The sequence below is a fragment of the Mesonia maritima genome, from assembly GCF_042433895.1.
GTDB lineage: Bacteria > Bacteroidota > Bacteroidia > Flavobacteriales > Flavobacteriaceae > Mesonia > Mesonia maritima.
Window position 1 is genome coordinate 165,943 of record NZ_JBHLUA010000006.1, and the last position, 21,280, is coordinate 187,222.

The 21,280-nt window shown below is 33.9% G+C and carries 16 protein-coding genes and 1 tRNA gene; 4 read left to right on the plus strand and 13 right to left on the minus strand.

Annotated elements, in window-relative coordinates:
• Nucleotide 1: 1 nt before the first annotated feature.
• From ACFFGL_RS05240 to ACFFGL_RS05300, 13 genes are all read right to left on the minus strand, one after another.
• A complete protein-coding gene (locus ACFFGL_RS05240) occupies nucleotides 2–1,540 on the minus strand; it encodes a YifB family Mg chelatase-like AAA ATPase (RefSeq protein WP_309728153.1) in 1,539 nt (512 codons plus the stop codon).
• A 72-nt stretch (nucleotides 1,541–1,612) separates the two neighbouring features.
• A complete protein-coding gene (gene pgi, locus ACFFGL_RS05245) occupies nucleotides 1,613–3,214 on the minus strand; it encodes a glucose-6-phosphate isomerase (protein ID WP_309728155.1) in 1,602 nt (533 codons plus the stop codon).
• Nucleotides 3,215–4,066: a BadF/BadG/BcrA/BcrD ATPase family protein gene (locus tag ACFFGL_RS05250; protein ID WP_309728158.1), complete on the minus strand. Its 852-nt coding sequence runs from the start codon at nucleotides 4,064–4,066 to the stop codon at nucleotides 3,215–3,217.
• 4 nt (nucleotides 4,067–4,070) lie between these two features.
• Nucleotides 4,071–5,072, minus strand: a complete 1,002-nt coding sequence (gap, locus tag ACFFGL_RS05255) for a type I glyceraldehyde-3-phosphate dehydrogenase (RefSeq protein ID WP_309728160.1) — start codon at nucleotides 5,070–5,072, stop codon at nucleotides 4,071–4,073.
• Nucleotides 5,073–5,083: 11 nt separating this feature from the next.
• Nucleotides 5,084–6,067, minus strand: a complete 984-nt coding sequence (pfkA, locus tag ACFFGL_RS05260; protein ID WP_309728161.1) for a 6-phosphofructokinase — start codon at nucleotides 6,065–6,067, stop codon at nucleotides 5,084–5,086.
• Nucleotides 6,054–7,880 (minus strand): DUF885 domain-containing protein, encoded by a 1,827-nt coding sequence (locus tag ACFFGL_RS05265; RefSeq protein WP_309728163.1) that lies wholly within the window; start codon nucleotides 7,878–7,880, stop codon nucleotides 6,054–6,056. Before ACFFGL_RS05265 ends, pfkA begins: the two co-directional genes overlap by 14 nt.
• 3 nt (nucleotides 7,881–7,883) lie before the next feature.
• Nucleotides 7,884–9,743: a CocE/NonD family hydrolase gene (locus ACFFGL_RS05270; protein WP_309728164.1), complete on the minus strand. Its 1,860-nt coding sequence runs from the start codon at nucleotides 9,741–9,743 to the stop codon at nucleotides 7,884–7,886.
• Nucleotides 9,744–9,848: 105 nt separating this feature from the next.
• Entirely contained in the window at nucleotides 9,849–11,885 is a 2,037-nt protein-coding gene (locus tag ACFFGL_RS05275; protein WP_309728166.1) for a protein-disulfide reductase DsbD family protein, read from the minus strand.
• Nucleotides 11,882–13,192 carry a tRNA lysidine(34) synthetase TilS gene (gene tilS / locus ACFFGL_RS05280; protein ID WP_309728168.1) on the minus strand — a complete coding sequence of 437 codons (1,311 nt, stop codon included), beginning with the start codon at nucleotides 13,190–13,192 and terminating at the stop codon, nucleotides 11,882–11,884. The genes ACFFGL_RS05275 and tilS overlap by 4 nt, the downstream gene beginning before the upstream one ends.
• A gap of 58 nt (nucleotides 13,193–13,250) precedes the next feature.
• On the minus strand, nucleotides 13,251–14,546 hold the full coding sequence (gene pabB, locus ACFFGL_RS05285; RefSeq protein WP_309728170.1) for an aminodeoxychorismate synthase component I: 1,296 nt from the start codon (nucleotides 14,544–14,546) through the stop codon (nucleotides 13,251–13,253).
• Nucleotides 14,547–14,687: 141 nt separating this feature from the next.
• A complete protein-coding gene (locus ACFFGL_RS05290) occupies nucleotides 14,688–15,230 on the minus strand; it encodes an NADPH-dependent FMN reductase (RefSeq protein ID WP_309728172.1) in 543 nt (180 codons plus the stop codon).
• Nucleotides 15,231–15,332: 102 nt separating this feature from the next.
• Entirely contained in the window at nucleotides 15,333–16,739 is a 1,407-nt protein-coding gene (lpdA, locus tag ACFFGL_RS05295; protein WP_309728174.1) for a dihydrolipoyl dehydrogenase, read from the minus strand.
• 97 nt (nucleotides 16,740–16,836) lie between these two features.
• The gene (locus ACFFGL_RS05300; protein ID WP_309728176.1) at nucleotides 16,837–17,295 is read right to left on the minus strand and encodes an Lrp/AsnC family transcriptional regulator; all 459 of its coding nucleotides are present in this window, start codon (nucleotides 17,293–17,295) and stop codon (nucleotides 16,837–16,839) included.
• A 164-nt stretch (nucleotides 17,296–17,459) separates the two neighbouring features.
• On the opposite strand from ACFFGL_RS05300, the gene ACFFGL_RS05305 reads away from it, so the two are divergent.
• The 4 genes from ACFFGL_RS05305 to ACFFGL_RS05320 all read left to right on the plus strand — a co-directional run bounded on the left by ACFFGL_RS05305 (nucleotide 17,460) and on the right by ACFFGL_RS05320 (nucleotide 21,264).
• Entirely contained in the window at nucleotides 17,460–18,674 is a 1,215-nt protein-coding gene (locus ACFFGL_RS05305) for an aminotransferase class I/II-fold pyridoxal phosphate-dependent enzyme (RefSeq protein WP_309728178.1), read from the plus strand.
• Between the two features lie 217 nt (nucleotides 18,675–18,891).
• The gene (nhaC, locus tag ACFFGL_RS05310) at nucleotides 18,892–20,370 is read left to right on the plus strand and encodes a Na+/H+ antiporter NhaC (protein WP_309728180.1); all 1,479 of its coding nucleotides are present in this window, start codon (nucleotides 18,892–18,894) and stop codon (nucleotides 20,368–20,370) included.
• Nucleotides 20,371–20,380: 10 nt separating this feature from the next.
• Nucleotides 20,381–21,097, plus strand: a complete 717-nt coding sequence (bshB1, locus tag ACFFGL_RS05315) for a bacillithiol biosynthesis deacetylase BshB1 (protein ID WP_309728181.1) — start codon at nucleotides 20,381–20,383, stop codon at nucleotides 21,095–21,097.
• A 91-nt stretch (nucleotides 21,098–21,188) separates the two neighbouring features.
• A tRNA-His gene (locus ACFFGL_RS05320) sits at nucleotides 21,189–21,264 on the plus strand.
• Nucleotides 21,265–21,280: the final 16 nt, after the last annotated feature.

A 21,280-nucleotide genomic window follows, 5' to 3' on the forward strand; every position in this document is an offset into this window, starting at 1 on the left:
TTTATCCTAACCAACCGTCACGGTCTAAGCTTCTATATTGAATTGCTTCGCTAATATGAGCTTGATTAATACTTTCAGATTTTTCTAAATCTGCTATGGTTCGGGAAACTTTCAGAATTCTATCGTACGCTCTCGCGGAAAGATTTAAACGTTCCATAGCTGTTTTCAGCAAATTTTTTGAATTTTCATCTAACTTACAAAATTCTCTGATTTGTTTAACATCCATTTGTGCATTATAGTGAATGTTTTTATAATTTTTAAAGCGTTTGGCTTGTTCTTCACGTGCTCTAGAAACTCGTTTACGAATTACTACGCTGCTCTCCCCTTTTCGCTCTTCACTTAATTTATCAAAAGGCACAGGCGTAACTTCAATATGAATATCGATTCTATCGAGAAGCGGACCACTAATTTTACTTAAGTAACGCTGCATTTCTGCCGGTGAAGAGCTAACCGGCGCATCGGGATCGTTAAAATATCCACCCGGACTTGGATTCATACTGGCGACCAACATAAAACTTGAAGGGTAAGTTACCGTAAAACGAGCTCGAGAAATAGTAACTTCCCGATCTTCTAAAGGTTGACGCATTACTTCTAAGACCGTTCTTTTGAATTCTGGTAATTCATCTAAAAACAATACGCCATTATGCGAGAGAGAAATTTCTCCAGGTTGAGGATAAGAACCTCCACCGACTAAAGCAACATCTGAAATGGTATGATGCGGACTTCTAAAAGGACGTTGCGCTAGCAAACCATTATTATCACTCGTTCTACCGACCACACTATGAATTTTAGTAGTTTCTAGCGCTTCATGCAAACTCATTGGCGGTAAAATACTCGGTAATCGTTTAGCGAGCATAGTTTTTCCCGAGCCCGGCGGACCGATTAAAATAATATTATGACCGCCAGCTGCGGCGATTTCCATACAACGTTTAATAGATTCTTGACCTTTTACGTCTGCAAAATCATATTCTGGGTGTTCTAAACTTTCGTAAAATTGTTTTCGTGTATCAATATGCGTTTGCTCAAGCGGTACATCATTATCAAAAAAGTTGATAACTTCGGTAATATTTTCGACTCCGTAGACTTTTAATCCACTTACAATAGCAGCTTCGGAAGCATTTTGTTTCGGAAGAATAAAACCTTTAAAATCTTCTTCTTTTGCTTTTATCGCTATCGGTAAAGCGCCTTTTATAGGTTGTAAACTTCCATCCAAAGAAAGTTCACCCATAATTAAATAATCTTCTATTTTTGGTGCTTTTATTTGTGATGAAGCCGTTAAAATTCCTAACGCTAAAGTTAAATCGTAAGCCGAACCTTCTTTCCTTAAGTCGGCCGGCGCCATATTAATAGTAATTTTTTTTCCGGGTAATTTATAACCATTGTTCTGAAGTGCTGCAGCAATACGATAACTGCTTTCGCGAATAGCGTTATCGGGTAAACCGACTAAATGGTAACCAATTCCTTTATCAATATTAACCTCAACAGTAATTGTTGTTGCTTCTACACCAAATACCGCGCTTCCGTAGACCTTTACGAGCATATACTAAACAGTTTTCTTAAAAGTAAGAATATTTTGAGGTAAATGCTTTAAAATAAAAGAATATCTTACTAGTTAAGAAAAATATCTTTTTAAAAGGGAACTTGTAGAACTGTCTTGATTACGTTCTATTTTTTGATTTTTAATTTGAGGTAAGATTTTAGAAGCTAATTGTTTTCCTAATTCAACTCCCCATTGGTCATAACTGAAAATATTCCAAATTACGCCCTGTATAAAAATTTTATGTTCATACATTGAAATGAGGCTTCCTAAACTTTTGGGTGTTAATTTTTCAATTAAAATAGTATTGGTAGGTTTATTTCCTTCAACTTCTTTAAAAGGACTTATCTTTTTTGCTTGCTCAGTATCTATATATTTTAATTCTTCAGCAATTTCTTCTTTCGACTTTCCTTTTAAGAGGGCTTCGGTTTGTGCGAAAAAATTAGCCATTAATTTATCATGCTGTTTTTTATTTTTATTTAGAGGCTTTTTAAAACCAATAAAATCTGTCGGAATTATTTTTGTTCCTTGATGAAATAATTGAAAAAATGCATGTTGACAATTACTGCCGGGCTGACCCCAAATTATTGTTCCGGTTTGATAATTTATTGGATTTCCTTTACGAGAAACACTTTTCCCATTGCTTTCCATTATTCCTTGTTGTAAATAAGGAACAAATTCTTGTAAATAATGTGAATATGGAATAATAGCTTCGGTTTCAGCTTTGAAAAAATTATTATACCAGATACTTAATAAAGCTAAAATCACCGGAATATTTTCAGCAAAATCTGTTTTTTGAAAATGGTCGTCCATTTCTCTGGCACCCAACAATAATTCTTCAAAATTCTGAAAACCAATCGCACAGGAAATAGTTAAACCAACCGGACTCCATAAGGAAAAACGACCGCCAACCCAATCCCACATCGGAAAAATATTCTTGTAGTCAATCCCAAATTCTTGTGCTTTTTCTTGATTTGCTGAAACGGCGACAAAATGTTTTGAGAAATCGGTTATGTTATGATTTTGAAACCATTTTTTAATGGTATTTGAATTAGTAATGGTTTCTTGCGTGCCAAAACTTTTAGAAACCACAATAACAAGCGCTGTTTCAGGATTTATATGTTTTAATATTTCCGCAACTTGATCGCCATCCATATTAGAAACAAAATGAGTTTCTAAATGATTTTTATAAAATTTTAAAGTGTTGGTTACCATTTTTGGACCTAAATCGCTTCCTCCAACTCCAACGTTTACAATTGTTTCAATTTTTTTTCCTGTTGCACCTTTCCATTTTCCTTCGATTACTTTTTCAGAAAAATTTTTCATTTGAGCTAGCGCTTGTTGTACTTCTTCAGGTTTATTTTTTTTTCTTAAATCGGTATGAAGAACAGCTCTATGTTCAGTTTCATTAATTATATCACCATTAAAATGCTTTTCTATAGCGTCATTTAAATCAACTTCTTCGGCTAAGGATAATAATAATTCTAGGGTTTTACTGGAAATTTTATTCTTGGAAAAATCCAGAAAAAAATCGCGCCATTCTATTTGAAATTTTTCTGCTCTTTTATCGTCTTTTTGAAACCAATCGAGTATTTTTTCATCTTTAATTTGATGAAAATGTTCGGTTAATTTTTTCCAAGCGCTAGTAGTTGTTGGATCAATAGATTTTAAGGGCATTTAAATTCCGTTTGTTCGATAATAATTGGTTAATTCTTCGATGGGATGCTGAATAATTTTCCCAACAGCTAAATTATGAGTTTTTAAGCAATCTGCTATAATTTCTGAAGAAAAATGTGCAATACTTCCTACAAAATGGACAGGAACTTTTTTTGATTCAGTAATAGTTAAAACGCGATTTTCTATAAAAAGTTGAATTCCTTCTAAAATTAAATTATAGAAATAATCTGAAAGTTGTGAATTTGTAAAAATGAAACTCGCAAAAGATGCTAAATACGCATTCGGATTTTCTTTTTGATATAAATTACTTTTAATTTCATCGGGGTCTAAATTGAATTTTTTCTCAAATTCTTCAGCAATTTTCTTGGGCATTTTATGATAATAGTAATCCTGAATTAATTTTTTACCGAAATAATTTCCACTGGCTTCATCCATTAACACATAACCCAATGAGGCAATTGGAACATTTACTTCTTTTCCATCGAAATAACATGCGTTAGAACCTGTACCGAGAATGCAAACAATTCCCGGTTCATGAGTTACCGCACGAACTGCCGCAACGGTATCTTCAAAAACATTTACCTGCGATTTTTTAAAAAAAGAATGAAGAACTTTTCTTAATTTTTCTTTCGGAAGCGGAGTTCCGCAACCGGCACCGTAAAAATCTACCTGCTGAATTTTTTCAGCATATTTTTTTAATATTTCATTTGAACATAAACGCTCTTCTAAAGTTTCTAAAGAAAAAACACTGGGATTTAATCCTTTGGTTTGTGTTTTTTCTAAGACTTGCTTTTCTTCATCTAAAAGAATCCAATCGCATTTTGTTGATCCTCCATCGGCAATTAATAACATAGATTTACAACTTTGAAATGTGAATTGCCAAATCTATAAGTTTTGAAGAATAGCCAAATTCATTATCGTACCACGCGACTAATTTGAAAAAATTATCATTTAGCGCCATACTCGCTTCCGCATCAAAAATACTGGTTCTTGAATCTGACACAAAATCTTGTGACACTAAGGCTTCTTCAGTATATCCTAAAATTCCTTTTAATTCATTTTCAGCGGCATTTTTTATTGTTTTTTTCAATTCTTCTAAACTGACAGACTTTTTTAATCGAACTGTTAAATCTACTACCGAAACATCTGGTGTGGGAACTCGAAATGCCATTCCGGTTAATTTTCCGTATAATGAGGGAATTACTTTTCCGACTGCTTTTGCAGCTCCTGTGGAAGCAGGAATAATATTAGCTCCAGCATTTCTCCCTAATCTAAAATTTTTCTTCGATGGTCCATCTACAGTAGATTGGGATGAAGTTGTGGCATGAACGGTCGTCATTAAACCTTCAATAATTTCATAATTATCGTGCAATACTTTTGCCAACGGTGCTAAACAGTTTGTGGTACACGAAGCATTGGAAACAATACGATCGTCTTTAGAAACTTTTTCGTGATTTACCCCCATTACAAACATTGGAATATCTTCTGAAGGTGCAGAAACAACCACTTTTTTCGCACCAGCTTTTAAATGCGCTTCGGCTTTTTCTTGGGTTTTAAAAATTCCGGTACAATCGATAACGACATCAACATTTAATTCTTTCCATTTTAAATTTTCAGGATCTTTTTCAGCTGAAACTTGAATAGTTTTTCCATCGACTACCAAATTTTCATTTTCTGTTGAAACCTCTTTATCGAATTTTCCGTGAACCGAATCATATTTTAATAAATAAGCCAATTGCGCTACTGGAACTAAATCGTTTACAGCGACAATATTTATATGTTCATTTTTGCTCGCAATTCTACAAGCGATTCTTCCTATTCTTCCAAAACCATTAATGGCTACATTAATTTTTTTCATTTTTATTTTTTTTAAATTGAAGTAATATCGGCTACTTTCAATAATTCTAAATCTATTTCATTTTCTCCGGTAATAGTTTCATTAAACGGAACTTTAACCAATTTTCTATTTTTTATTCCAATCATTATATCTTGGTCTCCAGCTAACAAAGCTTCTACCGCTCCAATTCCCAATCTACTGGCCAAGACACGATCGAAACAACTTGGCGCGCCGCCACGCTGAATGTGACCTAAAACCGTAACCCTTACTTCATAATTTTCAAAATTTCCTTCGATATATTCGGCGAGTTCAAAAATATTTTTTCCGATTTTATCGCCTTCAGCCACCACGACAATACTCGATGTTTTGCCAGATTTTCTACTTCTTTTTAGCGATTCTACTAAACGATTAATCCCCATATCTTGTTCGGGAATTAAAATTTCTTCGGCTCCTGCTCCAATTCCCGCGTTTAAGGCAATATCTCCTGCATTTCTTCCCATTACCTCGACTAAAAATAGGCGATTGTGAGAACTTGCCGTATCACGAATTTTATCGATAGCTTCTATAACGGTATTTAAAGCTGTATCGTAACCAATGGTGTAATCTGTGCCAGAAATATCATTATCGATAGTTCCGGGAATTCCTACGATTGGAAAATTGTATTCTTTCTTAAAAACCGAAGCTCCTGCAAAAGTTCCATCGCCACCCACAACTACTAACGCATCGACTTCATTTTTTTTCAATTGTTCGTAAGCTTGTTTTCTTCCTTCAGCAGTTCTAAATAATTTTGACCGTGCCGATTTTAAAAAAGTGCCGCCACGATTAATAATGTTTTTAACGGAACGCGCGTCTAAGGTTTCGAAATCGCCTTCAATTAAACCTTCATAACCTCTGTAAATTCCGGTACATTTTATTTTATAATATACCGAAGCTCTTACTACCGCACGAATTGCAGCGTTCATTCCGGGAGAATCTCCACCGGATGTTAAAACCGCTATATTTTTAATTTTTTTCATTTTTCTGTTGAATATAATCGTCAATCATTTCTTCTAAAATCGTTAATGGTACGGCTCCCTGCGAAAGTACTACATCATGAAATTCTCGGATATCAAACTTTTTACCCAACTCGGTTTTTGCTTTTTTCCGAAGGGAAAGTATTTTATTCATCCCAATTTTATAAGCAGTTGCTTGCGCAGGCATAACAATGTGACGTTCCACCATTTTTATGCAATCACTTTCGGCATTTGGCGTGTTGGTTTTGTAAAATTCGATTGCTTTTTCACGCGTCCATTTTTTTGAATGAATTCCGGTGTCGACCACCAAACGACAAGCGCGCCATAATTCTAACGAAAGCCTTCCAAAATCTGAATACGGATCTTTATAAAAACCGATTTCTTTTGGGATTTTTTCGCTGTATAACCCCCAACCTTCGATATACGCAGTGTAAAAAATATGCTTTCTAAACTCAGGAATGCTGTCTAATTCTTGCGCGATCGCGATTTGCATGTGATGTCCGGGAATTCCTTCGTGATACGCTAGCGCTTCCATTTGGTAAGTTGGCATCGCACTCATATCGTAAAGGTTGGCGTAAAAAATTCCAGGTCTCGAACCGTCTAATGCTGGAGCTTGATAAAATGCTTTTCCCGCACTTTTTTCTCGAAATTCTTCTACCGCTTTTACTTTTATTTCAGCTTTGGGAAGGGTTAAAAATAATTTATCTAGATTTTCTCGCATTCGATCTATAATCGATTTGCTTTCGGCGAGGTATTTACTTTTTCCTGCTTCGTTATTTTCATAATAAAATTGCGCATCGGTTCGCATAAAATTAAAGAAATCTTTTAGCGTTCCTTTAAAGCCTACTTTTTTCATGATGGCTTTCATTTCTTCATGAATTCGATTTACATCGGTTAAGCCTATTTCATGAATTTCTTCAGCGGTTAAATCTAAAGTGGTAATTCGGTTTAAACGATTTTTATAAAATTCATCTCCCTTTGGAAATTTCCAAACGCCGTGATCTGTGGTTGCACGTTGAAATTGATCTTCTAAGGTTTTTATTAATAATTCATAAGCTGGTTTTACATCACTTAATAAAACATTTTTGGCTTCTGAAATAAGCGCCTTTTTTTCAGCTTTAGAAATAGTTAGTTTATTTACTTTCTTTGAAAAATCTTCAAAAAGTGGATTTTTTTTATTTGAATTGTCGAAAGGTTTTCCGCTAATTAAACTTTTTGAACTTTCCAGAACTTTACTAAAAACGAATTTTGGTGGAAGAATTCCGTTTTTTTCCCGAATTTGCATATTCTGTGCAATTTCTTCGAAAGCTTTGTGCATTCCTTTTAGCCGCTGAATGTAAGCTTTCGCATCGGAAACGGAATCTATTCGATGTTGATTAATTAAAAATGCGGCAAGAGCGGTATGATAACCGTTCATCTGATTAATAGGATAATCGTAAAATCGGTATTTGTAATCTTCTACTTCTTCTTCTAACTTTTGTTTTTTTAACCGATAACTTAAGCGTTGTTTTTTAGGAAGCGCTTTTTGATTAATGCTATCTTTTAAATACGCCAAGCGTTTTTTACTTCGCTCTAAATCTTCTGCATATTTTTGATTAGAAAAATCATCCCATTTTCCATAATCGGTTTTTTGCCCGAGTTGCGTTTGAAACATGGGCGAATCTGCGACATCTTCTTTAAAGGTTCGTTCAAAAAAAGCGGAAAGTTTTTCAGATTCATTATTGATTTCTGAAGGAGTTAATTCGGTTTTTTCTGGCTTTTGCTTACACGAAATAATTAAAATGCCCAGAAGTATATAAAGAATTCTCTTTTGCATAGATTAATTTTTTAGTACTGAAAATTCTATAGAAGAATCTCCGTAAACACTATGGGTTTGTTTTGTAAAATCGTTTTCTTCAGCTTCAAAAATATTAGGCACATATTGTTGCGGATTTACATCGATTAACGGAAACCACGTGCTTTGTATTTGAATCTGAATTTTATGCCCTTTCTGAAAAGTATGATGAATATCTTGTAACTTTAATTTTACTGAAGTTTTCTTATCAGCAATAAACGCTTCTGGTTTTTCAAAACCATTTCTAAAACGTCCGCGCATTACTTCGCTTCTTACCATCATATGATAATTAGACATTTTTAAATATTCTTGGGTTTCTGGATAATCTTCGGCTTCCGGCGGATAAACATCGATTACTTTTACTACCCAATCTGCTGAAGTTCCGGTAGTAGCTACTTGAAGATTCGCTCTAATTTCCCCGGCCATCGTTATATTTTTTTCTAATACATCGGTTTCAAAAACCAACACATCGGGTCTTCTGGCAGCAAACCGCTGATCGTCGGTCATATATTTTCGTGGCGTAAATACTATTTTTATATCTTCTGAATACGGAACAGGTTTTGCTGGATCGCTTAAAAATTCTTGTTTATTTGTCGGCGAAGGAATACTTGTTAATTCTTGATTTTTTCCTAAATAATAAGTCTTTTTTTCAGTATTTTTTGGAGGCCAATTTTCATAATTTTTCCATTCGTGCGTTCCGGTATCAAAAAACATCGCTTCCGGTAAACCTGAATTTTTATTTGCTTCTCCTTTTAAAAAATGATTGAAAAATTTTGCTTCTACTTCTTGCTGAAATTTTTCAGATATATCTTCTCCAAAGAAAATATTTCCTATAGCTTGCCTTTTGGCGGTTCTTGCCCAATCGCCGTGACTCCAAGGACCAAAAACAACGGTATTATAATTATTATTATTTGCTTCAATGGTTTTATACGTTTCAAACGGACCATATAAATCTTCAGCGTCAAATAAACCGCCCACAACCATAACGGCAGGTTTAATTTTCACATCTTTTAAATGCTGAATAATTCCGCGCTTTTGCCAAAATTCATCGTAATTCGGGTGATCTTTAAGTTGTTGCCAGAAAAAATTGTCGGTATAATACGAATCTAATTTTTTCAGCGGTGTATGATCTAAATAAAATTGATATTGGTCTTTTACTTTTACATCCGGAAAATGATACCAACTTTCAGTAGTTGGACCGTTATGTTGTTCGCCAAATAAGGTGGTCGCCATCCAATAACTTAATAAATAAGCACCGTTATGGTGAAAATCATCAAAAAAGAAATCACCTATACAAGCTTGTGGCGAAGCGGCTTTCAATGCCCGATGTTCCGATAATAAAGAATATGTAGCGTAAAAACCAGGATATGAAATTCCCCACGTTCCAACGTTTCCATTATTATTTTCTACGTTATTTACCAGCCACTCAATTGTATCATAAGTGTCGCTTGCTTCATCTATTTCGTTTCCTTTTTTATTAGGAATATAAGGTCGCATGTTATCAAAATTTCCTTCACTCATCCAACGGCCGCGAACATCTTGATAAACAATAATATTTCCTTCTTTCATTAGAAATTCATTGGGACCTATTTTAGATCGAAATTCATTTTCACCATAAGGTTTAGAACTGTAAGGCGTGCGCTGCATTAAAATAGGATATTCTTGTGAAGTATCTTTTGGTGAATAAATTGTGGTATGCAACTTTATTCCATCGCGCATTTTTATGTCGACTTCTTGTTTAGTGTAATGTTTGGAAACATCGTATAATTTTTCAGTTTGAGCTACAGAAATTTTAGCGCTTAAAATGAATATTACGATGAGAAAAAATACTTTTTTAAATTTCATAGAATTGAAAGTTTATCCGCTTTAAATATACTAGTATATTTTTAAAAATAAAGCTAAAAAAACCCGACAATCTAGGTCGGGTTTTTTAATAATTAACTTATTTTTTTATTTAAAATTATCTATTCCTTCATTTAACCACGCTTCATATTCTTCGATATCTGGTGTATAACCAATTGGACTATTAAGCATTTCTTCGTCGTGATTTAAAATTATATAATAAGGTTGTGCATTTGCTCCATAATTTTTTATCTGAAAATCGCTCCATTTATTTCCTATAGTGCGAATTCGCTTTCCTGTTGTTTTACTTGTATATCGTTCATCTTCCGGTAATTTTTCTTTTGCGTCTACATACAATGAAATTAAAACGAGCTCTTTTTTTAGTTTACCTAATATTTGGGGTTCACTCCATACGCGTTCTTCCATTTTACGACAATTTATACAAGCATAACCCGTAAAATCTAATAGAATTGGCAAATCTTTTTCTTTTGCGTATTCTACTCCTTTTTCGTAATCGGTAAAGGTTAGAATATCATGCGGACCTAATTTAGCGTGATCTGGAAAATCACTTTTTGCTGCTGTAGAAGCTACACCGACTTTTCTATTTCCAACTCCATACGGAGCTTCACTATAATTTAATGGCGGTGTAAAACCACTAATCATTTTTAAAGGTGCGCCCCAAAGCCCTGGAATTAAATAAATAGTAAATGATAAAATTAATAAACCTAAACCTAATCTTCCCACAGAAATATGATTTATAGGGGAATCGTGCGGAAGCTTAATTTTTCCGAAGAGATAAAATGCCAACGCTCCAAAAATAGCAATCCAAATGGCTAAGAAAATTTCACGTTCTAAAATATGAGCTTGAAGCACTAAATCTGCATTCGACAAAAATTTAAATGCTAAGGCTAATTCTAAAAATCCTAAAACCACTTTTACTGTATTTAACCATCCGCCAGATTTTGGTAAAGTATTCATCCAACCCGGAAACATCGCAAATAAAGCGAACGGAATAGCAATTGCCAACGAGAATCCTAACATCCCAATAATTGGAGCTAAACCTCCTTTTGAAGCAGCTTCAACTAAAAGCGTTCCTACAATTGGACCAGTGCAAGAAAAAGAAACAATTGCTAAAGCTAAAGCCATAAAGAAAATACCGATCACTCCTCCTCTATCGGCTTGTCGATCTACTTTATTCGCCCAAGAATTTGGTAACATAATCTCAAAAGCGCCTAAAAAAGAGGCTGCAAAAATCACTAACAAAATAAAGAAAACGATGTTGAACGTTACGTTTGTAGATAACGCATTTAAAGCATCTGCACCAAAAATTGCAGTAACGATTGTTCCTAATAAAACATAAATAATTACTATAAAAAACCCATATAGCAATGCGTTTTTAATTCCTTTACTTCTGTCTTTACTTTGTTTGGTAAAAAACCCGACTGTCATCGGAATCATTGGGAAAACACAAGGCGTAAGTAAAGCCGCAAAACCTGCAATAAAAGCTAGAAAAAAGATAGTAATTAAACCTTTTTCTTCTTCGTTTTCACCTACATCTTCAGCTATCTTTTTTGTGTTCTCTTCTTTAATTTCAGGTTGTTTTTCTTCTTTTTTTGGTGATGTTCCATAAGTCGAAAAGTCATCGTAATTTTGAATTATTTTTACAAGATCTTTTTTTATGTCAAAGATCACATAATACTCTTCTCCAATACAAACTTCTTTACAAACCTGATATTTTAATTCCATTTTAATTACCGATAGGTTTTCATCAGTAATTACTATATCTTGTTTAAAAGTAGCCTCTTTTTCAAAGTAAACTTCGTCTACTTCAAAAAGTTCGCTGTACTGTCTTTTGGATTCACTCTCCTTAGTTTTTCCTTTTAATTGATAACCGTTTCCTGAATCCAAATAATTAAACCATAAGGGTAATGGACCTCCTTCTGGAGTGTTTTGAGAATATATGTGCCACTCTTCTTCAATATCAGCTTCTAAAATAAACTGGTAATTATTTTCAGATTTTTTTTCAATTTTTCCTGTCCATTCTACAGGATCTACAATTTCTCCTTGGTGTTTTTGTGTGTCGAATTGCGCGTTTGCGGTAATAAATGTTAAAAAAACAAGTAGTATCGAAAGATAATATTTCATTTTTTGAGGGTAAATTTAAGAGATTGGGTTGTTGTTGGTTTTATTTTAAAATCATTATGAATTCGATGTCCTATTACCCAGATAATTTGCTCTGCTGAACACATTACCCAAGTATTTTCTTTATCTAATAATGAGCATTTTTCATCTTTGAGAAAATCGCTTATTTTTTTGCTTCCTTTCATTCCAAATGGTTTAAAACGATCTCCGGCTTTCCATTTTCGAATGAGTAAAGGAAATTTTATTTTTTCGCCCGAAAGATACGCTATTTCATTGGCTTTTTCTTCAATTTTGGTAACTTCATCTTTTTCAATTATCCCTAACGGAAATTTTAACTGTTTTTCTTCTTCAGCAAAATAAAAATCTTCAGAAGTTTTTTCTTCATTTTTACTCAATATTAAAACGGCACGATCTTTTATTAATCGGTGCGTTTTCGAAAAAACTTGTTTTCCTGATTCGGCTTCTAATAAATGATAAACGTCGTTCCATTCACTAAATCCAAACGGATGTAATAACTGAAAAAGTACAGCTTTAGTATGTGGTGTTTCCTGAAGTTGCTGAATATTGAAATAATAATTTCCGTTAATTTCTTCTACTAATTTTGAAAATAAAAACGTGGTATAATCTTCTAGTAAATCGGCGGTTTGTTGTAAATTTTTCTGGGTTTGCTGAAACGTAGCTAATAATTGCGGATTTTCCTCTTCTAAAACCGGAATAACATGATGTCTAATTTTATTCCGCAGGTATTTATCTGATTTATTAGAGCTATCTTCTCGCCAATTTAGGTTTTCTTTTTCAGCAAAATTTTCAATTTCGTTTCTTGAGAATTCTAAAAGCGGTCTAAAAATTTTATCATTGAATTCCGGAATTCCGGTTAAGCCGTTTATTCCAGTTCCGCGAAGCGTATTTATAAAATAGGTTTCTAGACTATCGTTCGCGTGATGCGCGGTAAAAATAAAATCGAAATGGTGTTTTTCAGCAAGTTCATAAAACCAAAAATAGCGTAATTTTCGTGCTGAAACTTGCGTGGAAAGTTGATGTTCTTCCGCGAATTTTTGTGTGTTAAAATGCTCTATAAATAATTCAACTTCTAATTCTTTTGCTAATTTTTTTACAAATTTTTCATCAGCATCGCTTTCCGTTCCGCGTAAATTAAAATTACAATGTGCTAACGAAAAATTAAGTTCTGCTTTTTTGCAAAGATGAGCCAAAACTACACTGTCGATTCCGCCACTAATTGCCAAAAGATTTTTTTTCTCTTGAACGAAAGGAATCTTTTCACTTAAATTTTCACGAAATTGACTTAACATCTACCTTTTTTTGACTCCCAAATATAGCATTTCTTCGAGGAAAAAGGGGTAACAAAAGTTACAGGCTTAAGGCCTTTTTCATCGCGGCAGCTTTTATTGAACATTCTTCATATTCTTTTTGCGGAATTGACTTTGCTGTAATCGCGCTTCCTACCGAAAATGAGGTGTATTTTTCATTTTTATTATGCAAAATACTACGAATAATAACGTTGAAATCGAAATCGCCTTTGGGTGTAAAATAACCTACCGAACCGCTATACAAACCGCGTTTTGTTTCTTCTAAATTTTCGATAATTTTCATTGCTGAAATTTTTGGAGCGCCCGTCATACTTCCCATTGGAAAAGTTGACCGTAAAATTTCTACCGGTGATAAATCATTAGAAACTTCTGAAGAAATGGTTGAAATTAATTGATGAACTTGCTGAAATGTATATAAACCGCATAATTCATCTACATGAACGCTTCCTTTTTCGGCGGTTTTGGAAAGATCGTTTCTTACCAAATCGACAATCATTACATTTTCTGAACGTTCTTTTGGGTCGTTTTGCAGCTTATTTTTTAAAGCTTCATCTTCTTCTTTATTTTCTAATCGACGCGCGGTTCCTTTTATAGGTTGCGAAATAACTTTGTTTCCTGTTTTTTTAAGATATCGCTCTGGACTCGCAGAAAGCAAATAAAATTCTTCCAATTTTAGATAAACTGAAAATGGCGCTTTTGAAATTTCATTAAGATGAAGATAGGTTTCTAACGGATTTAAAACGGAATTTTCTACATAAAACTCTTGACAAAAATTGGCTTCATAAATATCTCCTCGATGAATATGCGTCAACATTTTAGTGACTTTCTCCAAATATTCTTCTTCATTTACTCGCGCTTTAATTTCTAAGGAAGAAGTATTTTTTTCAGTGTTAGTTGAAGGTTGAAAATTATTGATTTCCTCCCAATCGGTTTCGAATTCATCATCAACCATCGCGAGGTAATGAAGTTCAACTTCATCATTTTTAAATAAGAGTATTTTTTTAGGCTGAAAAAAGTAAAGCTCCGGAAAAAGCAGTCCGTCGAAATTTTTAGAATGTAATTTTTCAACATCATTTTTTAGATCGTAGGTTAAATAACCGAAAATCCAATCGTTAGTAGTTTCTTGATATTCTTTTAATTGATCGAACGCTAAATGCGCATCGGTTTTTAGTGCGGTAAAAGCATCGACCGCTAAAATCGCTTCATAGTCTACGGTAGAAAACGGGTAATTATTAGAATCTAACCAAACCACTTCTTCAAATTGATTTGCCCACGAAAGCAGTTTGCTTTTAAAATCCTCCGTTATCGAAAAAGAGATTTTTTTTGAAGTACGCATTGATTAGCAGTTAGCAGTTAGCAGTTAGCAGTTAGCAGTTAGCAGTTAGCAGTTAGCAAAATTGAGAATTAGATATTAAAGTAAATTAAATACCTAAAAACTTATTAAATTTTTAAATGCTTTATTTTTTCAGTTTAAAATTTATTCTTGTAAAGCTTGTTCAAAATTAGAAACCACATCGTTTAAACCGAGTAAGGTAATTTCATCTACAATTTTATTTTCTTCAATATTGAAATTTTCATTGAACGATGGTAAGCTAAAACTCTCGACTACTTCAGCTCCAAAACGCGGTAAAGTATCTTTAAAATAAGCTAATGATGAAGCGCCGCCTCGTTTTCCGGTAGAAGTACTCATTAAAAGTACTTTTTTACCTTCTAAAAATTTTAATTCTGCACGTGAAAGCCAATCGATTATATTTTTAAAATAAGCTGAAATACTTCCGTTATGCTCACTTACAGAAATAATTAACGCATCGTGTTCAGCAATAATATTTTTTAACACCTGAATATCGGTGGGAATTCCGCGTTCGTTTTGTAAATCTATTCCGTACATCGGAAATTGATAATCAATTAACCGAATAACTTTTACTTCGTGACTTTCAATTCGAGAAGCCACGTAATTTACCAATTTATGATTAATAGAATTTTTACTGTTTGAACCCGCTAGCGCTAGAATTTTTTTCATCTGAATTTTTAAAAATCAAAAAAGTCTATTGAAGAAATTTTCATTGCAAGATCTTAAAAAATCAAGCTGAAAAAGTTATTCTCCAATAGACTTTCTTATAAATTATGTATGTAAAGGTCTGTTATCTGTTGCAGCTAAAGCAGCTTCTTTCACAGCTTCAGCATAAGTTGGGTGTGCGTGACTCATTCTTGCAATATCTTCTGCACTTGCTCTGTATTCCATAGCAACAACAGCTTCAGCAATTAAATCGGCTACACGAGCGCCAACCATATGAACACCAAGAACTTCGTCGGTTTTTTTATCTGATAAGATTTTTACAAAACCATCGGTATCTCCACTCGCACGAGAACGACCTAAGGCTCTCATCGGGAATTGACCGCTTTTATATTCAACTTTATCTTCTTTTAATTGTTCTTCGGTTTTACCAACAGAAGCAACTTCTGGCCACGTATAAACAACACCCGGAATTAAGTTATAATCGATATGCGGTTTTTGACCGGCAATTGTTTCAGCAACAAAAACGCCTTCTTCTTCAGCTTTGTGCGCTAACATTGCTCCTTTTACAACATCTCCGATCGCATAAATATTATCGGCAGAAGTTTTTAAATGATCATTAACTTCTATCTGTCCGCGGTCATTCATTTTAACGCCAGCAGCATCAGCATTTAAACCATCGGTATAAGGTTTTCTTCCTACGGAAACTAAACAATAATCACCTTTAAATTCAACTTCTTTATCTTTTTTATCGGTCGCTTTTACCACAACTTCGTCGCCTGTGTTTTCTACAGAAGTCACTTTATGAGAAACTGCAAAATTTACTTTTTGCTTTTTCATCACTTTGGTAAGTTCTTTACTTTGCGCTTTATCCATTGTTGGAATAATGCGATCCATATATTCGATTACGGTAACCTCTGCTCCTAATCTTTTATAAACTTGACCAAGTTCTAAACCAATAACTCCACCGCCGATAACCAACATATGTTTTGGTACTTCTTTCAGTTTTAAAGCTTCAGTTGAAGTGATAATTCTTTCTTTATCGATATCGATAAAAGGAAGCGAAGCCGGTTTACTTCCGGTTGCAATAATGGTATGTTTTGCCTCGATGGTTTTTGAATCGCCATCGGCTAAATCAATTTTTATATGTGTTTTATCTTCAAAAGAACCTACACCTTCAAAAGTATCGATTTTGTTTTTATTCATCAAGAAATCAATTCCTTTGGTAGTTTGATCTACCACAGAAGCTTTACGCTCCATCATTTTTTCAAGGTTTAATTTTACTTCGCCTGGAAGTTCAATTCCGTGATCTTCAAAATGCTTAATTGCATCTTCATAGTGGTGCGAAGAATCGAGTAAAGCTTTTGATGGAATACAACCTACGTTTAAGCAAGTTCCTCCCATTGTTGAATATTTTTCTATAATTGCGGTTTTCATTCCCAATTGGGCGCAACGAATAGCGGCTACGTAACCTCCGGGACCTGAACCAATGACTGCAACGTCGTAAGTGCTCATAATTTAGTTTTGTTGATTTTTAAAAACGTTTACAAAAATACGATAAGTAATTCAATGCGCAAGATTGAGAAACAAAAGGATTGTTAAAAAATTACGCTTACAGTTGGATATTTGTACTGTTTTTCACCTCGTTAATCATAAAAGTGCTTTGCGTACTTCCTATTCCGTTTAAGGCTGTGAGTTTATTTACAAGAAAACTTCGGTAAGCTTTCATATTTTTTACGTAAACTTTTAAAATATAATCATAATCGCCACTTACATGGAAACATTCGAGCACTTCTTCTAGTTTTAAAATTTCGCGTTCAAATTTTGAAACGTTCTCTTTGGTATGCTGAATTAACTTTACGTGGCAAAACACCATAAAATTTTTCTCGACCTTTTCTTTGTCAAGAATAGCTACGTAATTAGCAATTATTTTTTCACGTTCTAATTTTTTGATGCGTTCATGAATTGCTGTCATCGATAATTCTAAGCGATACGAAATTTCTTTGGTGGTGATTTTTGAATCGTGTTGCAAGAGTTGCAAAATACGTTTGTCCGTTTCATCTAATCGCATACTGAAATTTTTTCTTTATTTATCTAATTCATTGTTAAATATATAGTTTAAATATTTACTAATTATAATTTTTATAGATTAATTTTCTATTTTAATTATATTTAATTGATTTTAATTCTATTATAACCGAATTTAGCAGGAGTAAACTTTTAAAAATTATTCTAATGAAATATAATCCTGCTGATAAAATTCAAGATCTTCAATATTTTGGAGAATTTGGAGGCGTAAATCCTTCAATTTCAGATTCCTCTACTTACACTTTTCTTTCCGCAAAAACAATGTTCGATACGTTTGAAGGAAACGCAGAAGGCTGCTATTTATATTCTAGACATTCGAGCCCGAGTAATTTATATTTAGGCGAAGCTTTAGCAGCAATGGAAGCTACTGAAGCCGCAACGGTTACCGCTAGCGGAATGGGCGCAATCACACCTGTTATTTTTCAATTATGTAATGCCGGAGATCATATTGTTTCCAGCCGAACTATTTACGGCGGAACCTATGCTTTTATGAAAAATTTTCTACCAAAATTAGACATCACCACTTCTTTTGTAAATATTACAAAACTTGAAGAAATTGAAGCTGCAATTACTTCAAAAACAAAAATTTTATATTGCGAAACATTAAGCAATCCGTTGCTAGAAGTTGCCAATATTCCAGCCTTAGCTGAACTGGCGAAAAAATACAATGTAAAATTAGTGGTCGATAATACATTTTCACCTTTATCGATTACGCCTTCTATTTTAGGAGCAGATATTGTTATTCATTCGCTTACAAAATTTATTAATGGAAGTAGCGATACCGTTGGTGGTGTAATTTGCGGTTCTAAAGATTTTATAAACGAATTGCGAAACGTAAATGATGGCGCGTGTATGTTACTTGGTTCTACGATGGATAGTTTCCGCTCTGCTTCTATTCTGAAAAATTTACGCACGCTTCACATCAGAATGCAAAAACATAGCGAAAATGCACTTTATTTAGCTGAAAAATTTCAAGAACTTGGTTTAAAAACCGTTTATCCAGGATTAACTTCGCATCGCGGAAATTCTTTATTTGCTTCGATGATGAACGATGAATACGGTTTTGGTGGAATGTTAACCATCGATGTCGGTTCGTTAGAGAAAGCTAACACGTTAATGGAATTAATGCAAGAACGAAATTTAGGTTATCTAGCCGTAAGTTTAGGATTTTACAAAACCTTATTCAGCGCGCCAGGAACTTCAACTTCTTCTGAAATTCCAGAAGAAGAACAACAAGAAATGGGCCTAAGTGATGGATTAATTCGGTTTTCAATTGGTTTAGATAATCATATAGACCGAACTTTTTTACAAATGAAAAATTGTATGGAAGAAGTTGGTGTTTTAAAACCGACCTTAGCATAAAGTATTTAATAGGCTTTTTAAAAAATGTAAGTTGTTATGCTGAAATTATTTCAAAATGATAAATAAGCACTTTTTTAGAAAGCCTATTTTTTATTTAAAAAAGTTTAAATCTTGCCCAAAATTTCTAGTTGAATAAAAAACTTATTTCGGTTTCCTTGTCACGAAAGTTAAAAAATTGTAACATTACCTTTCCAAAAAATAAACAATTTCTTAGCGTATGGAGAACCAAGCCTCTAATCCAGAAAATGAAACCTTCGAAGATAATAAAGAATTAAATATTTGGGAAGCTTTAATTCCTGTATTCGCCTTGGTAGGAATGTTAGCCTACAATGTTTTTATTTATGGTGACGATGCCTTAGGAGGTTCAAATCAATTTATTTTATTAATGGGTGGAGCTGTCGCTGCTATCGTAGGGATTTTTAATAAAGTTTCGTTCGATTCGATGGTTGAAGAGGTTTCTCATAATATAAAATCGACCACCGGAGCAATTCTTATTCTTTTAATGGTTGGTGCTTTAGCAGGAACTTGGTTGGTGAGCGGAATTATCCCCACCATGATTTATTACGGCTTACAAATTTTAAATCCTACTATATTTTTAGCCGCTTGCGTAGTTATTTGTTCAGTAATTTCTGTAGCGACCGGAAGTAGTTGGACGACCTCTGCTACCGTAGGAATTGCTTTAATAGGAATTGCCAATGCTTTAGGAATTTCAGTAGGAATGACCGCCGGAGCAATTTTATCGGGAGCTTATTTTGGTGATAAAATGTCGCCATTAAGCGATACTACAAATTTGGCTCCAGCAATGGCAGGAACAGATTTATTTACGCACATTCGCTATATGATGATCACTACGGTTCCTACTATTTTAGTGACACTTTTAATTTTCATCATTATTGGCTTAAATATTGATCCATCCGGAACTACAGATACGGAAGCCATTTTATCTTCTATTGAAAAATCGTTTACAATTTCTCCTTGGTTATTTATTGTACCTGTATTAGTAATTATTTTAATCATTAAAAAAACTCCACCGCTTATTGCTTTACTTTTCGGAACCTTATTAGCAGCAGCGGCAGCTCTAATTTTTCAACCAGATATTGTTGCGACAATTGGCGGAAGCGATACCTTAACTTTTAACACCGGATACAAAGGATTAATGAACGCAATTACGGTAGATACTTCTATTGCAACTTCTAATAAATCTTTAAATGATTTATTTTCTTCCGGCGGAATGGCAGGAATGCTTGGAACAATTTGGCTTATTATTTGCGCCATGGTTTTTGGCGGAATTATGGATGCCATTGGCGCACTTTCAAGAATTAGTAAAGCTTTATTAAATTTATTCCATACCACATTTGGTTTATTTGCCAGTACTGTAGTAAGTTGCTTGGCGCTGAATGCAACAGCATCAGATCAATATTTATCGATTGTAGTACCCGGAAAAATGTTTGCAAAAGCTTATCAAGATAAAGGTTTAGCTCCTGAAAACTTAAGTAGAACGCTAGAAGATTCTGCAACGGTAACTTCTGTTCTTGTTCCTTGGAATACTTGTGGCGCTTACCATAGCGGAGTTTTAGGTGTTCCCGTAGCAAGTTATTTTGGCTATGCTTTTTTCAACTATTTAAGTCCATTTACTACATTATTATTTGCTGCATTGGGAATCAAAATAAAGCAACTTACACAAAAAGATAATTAAGAAATTTACTATGAAATTAGATATTTTAGCAATTGGCGCACATCCAGATGATGTTGAATTAAGTTGTGCCGGAACGCTCGCTAAAGAAATAGCTAACGGAAAAAAAGTAGGCATTTTAGATCTTACACAAGGTGAATTAGGTACACGTGGTTCTGCTGAAATTAGAGCTGAAGAAGCACAAAACGCAGCAGAAATTTTAGGAGTTAAGATGCGGAAAAATTTGAAATTCAGCGATGGTTTTTTTATCAATAATACTGCGCATCAATTAGAAATTATAAAAATTCTTAGAAAATACAGACCTGAAATAATTTTTTGTAATGCTGTGGATGATCGCCATATTGATCATGGAAAAGGCAGCAAATTAGTAAGTGATGCATGTTTTTTAAGCGGTTTACGAAAAATTGAAACTACTTTTGAGGGAAATAAACAAAAAGAGTGGCGACCTAAATTTGTGTATCATTATATACAATGGAAGGAATTAGAACCAGATATTATAGTTGATATTTCCGGTTTTATGGAAAAGAAATTAGACTCGGTAAAAGCTTACAAAACACAATTTTACGATAAAAATAGTGAAGAGCCGAACACACCCATTTCTAGTAATAATTTTTTAGACAGTGTCACCTACAGAGCAAGAAACCTAGGAAGAATTATAGGGACAGATCACGCCGAAGGTTTTACGGTAGAACGCTGTCCTGCAGTAGATTCTATTTTTGATTTAATTTAATTAAAAAAATGTTTTGTAGAATGCGGTAAATCATTAAATTTGCATCCGCATTTAAGACTCAGCAACGAGTTTAATGTTCTTTAAAATAGATGGTGGTTGTAGCTCAGCTGGTTAGAGCGCCTGATTGTGGTTCAGGAGGTCGTCGGTTCGAAACCGATCTTCCACCCTTTTTTTAAGTCCCCT

What these genes read in the sequence shown, in the direction of transcription:
- ACFFGL_RS05240 (WP_309728153.1), bottom strand. Translation starts at nt 1,540, where the DNA reads ATGCTCGTAAAGGTCTACGGAAGCGCGGTATTTGGTGTAGAAGCAACA.
- pgi (WP_309728155.1), bottom strand. Translation starts at nt 3,214, where the DNA reads ATGCCCTTAAAATCTATTGATCCAACAACTACTAGCGCTTGGAAAAAA.
- ACFFGL_RS05250 (WP_309728158.1), bottom strand. Translation starts at nt 4,066, where the DNA reads ATGTTATTAATTGCCGATGGAGGATCAACAAAATGCGATTGGATTCTT.
- gap (WP_309728160.1), bottom strand. Translation starts at nt 5,072, where the DNA reads ATGAAAAAAATTAATGTAGCCATTAATGGTTTTGGAAGAATAGGAAGA.
- pfkA (WP_309728161.1), bottom strand. Translation starts at nt 6,067, where the DNA reads ATGAAAAAAATTAAAAATATAGCGGTTTTAACATCCGGTGGAGATTCT.
- ACFFGL_RS05265 (WP_309728163.1), bottom strand. Translation starts at nt 7,880, where the DNA reads ATGCAAAAGAGAATTCTTTATATACTTCTGGGCATTTTAATTATTTCG.
- ACFFGL_RS05270 (WP_309728164.1), bottom strand. Translation starts at nt 9,743, where the DNA reads ATGAAATTTAAAAAAGTATTTTTTCTCATCGTAATATTCATTTTAAGC.
- ACFFGL_RS05275 (WP_309728166.1), bottom strand. Translation starts at nt 11,885, where the DNA reads ATGAAATATTATCTTTCGATACTACTTGTTTTTTTAACATTTATTACC.
- tilS (WP_309728168.1), bottom strand. Translation starts at nt 13,192, where the DNA reads ATGTTAAGTCAATTTCGTGAAAATTTAAGTGAAAAGATTCCTTTCGTT.
- pabB (WP_309728170.1), bottom strand. Translation starts at nt 14,546, where the DNA reads ATGCGTACTTCAAAAAAAATCTCTTTTTCGATAACGGAGGATTTTAAA.
- ACFFGL_RS05290 (WP_309728172.1), bottom strand. Translation starts at nt 15,230, where the DNA reads ATGAAAAAAATTCTAGCGCTAGCGGGTTCAAACAGTAAAAATTCTATT.
- lpdA (WP_309728174.1), bottom strand. Translation starts at nt 16,739, where the DNA reads ATGAGCACTTACGACGTTGCAGTCATTGGTTCAGGTCCCGGAGGTTAC.
- ACFFGL_RS05300 (WP_309728176.1), bottom strand. Translation starts at nt 17,295, where the DNA reads ATGCGATTAGATGAAACGGACAAACGTATTTTGCAACTCTTGCAACAC.
- ACFFGL_RS05305 (WP_309728178.1), top strand. Translation starts at nt 17,460, where the DNA reads ATGAAATATAATCCTGCTGATAAAATTCAAGATCTTCAATATTTTGGA.
- nhaC (WP_309728180.1), top strand. Translation starts at nt 18,892, where the DNA reads ATGGAGAACCAAGCCTCTAATCCAGAAAATGAAACCTTCGAAGATAAT.
- bshB1 (WP_309728181.1), top strand. Translation starts at nt 20,381, where the DNA reads ATGAAATTAGATATTTTAGCAATTGGCGCACATCCAGATGATGTTGAA.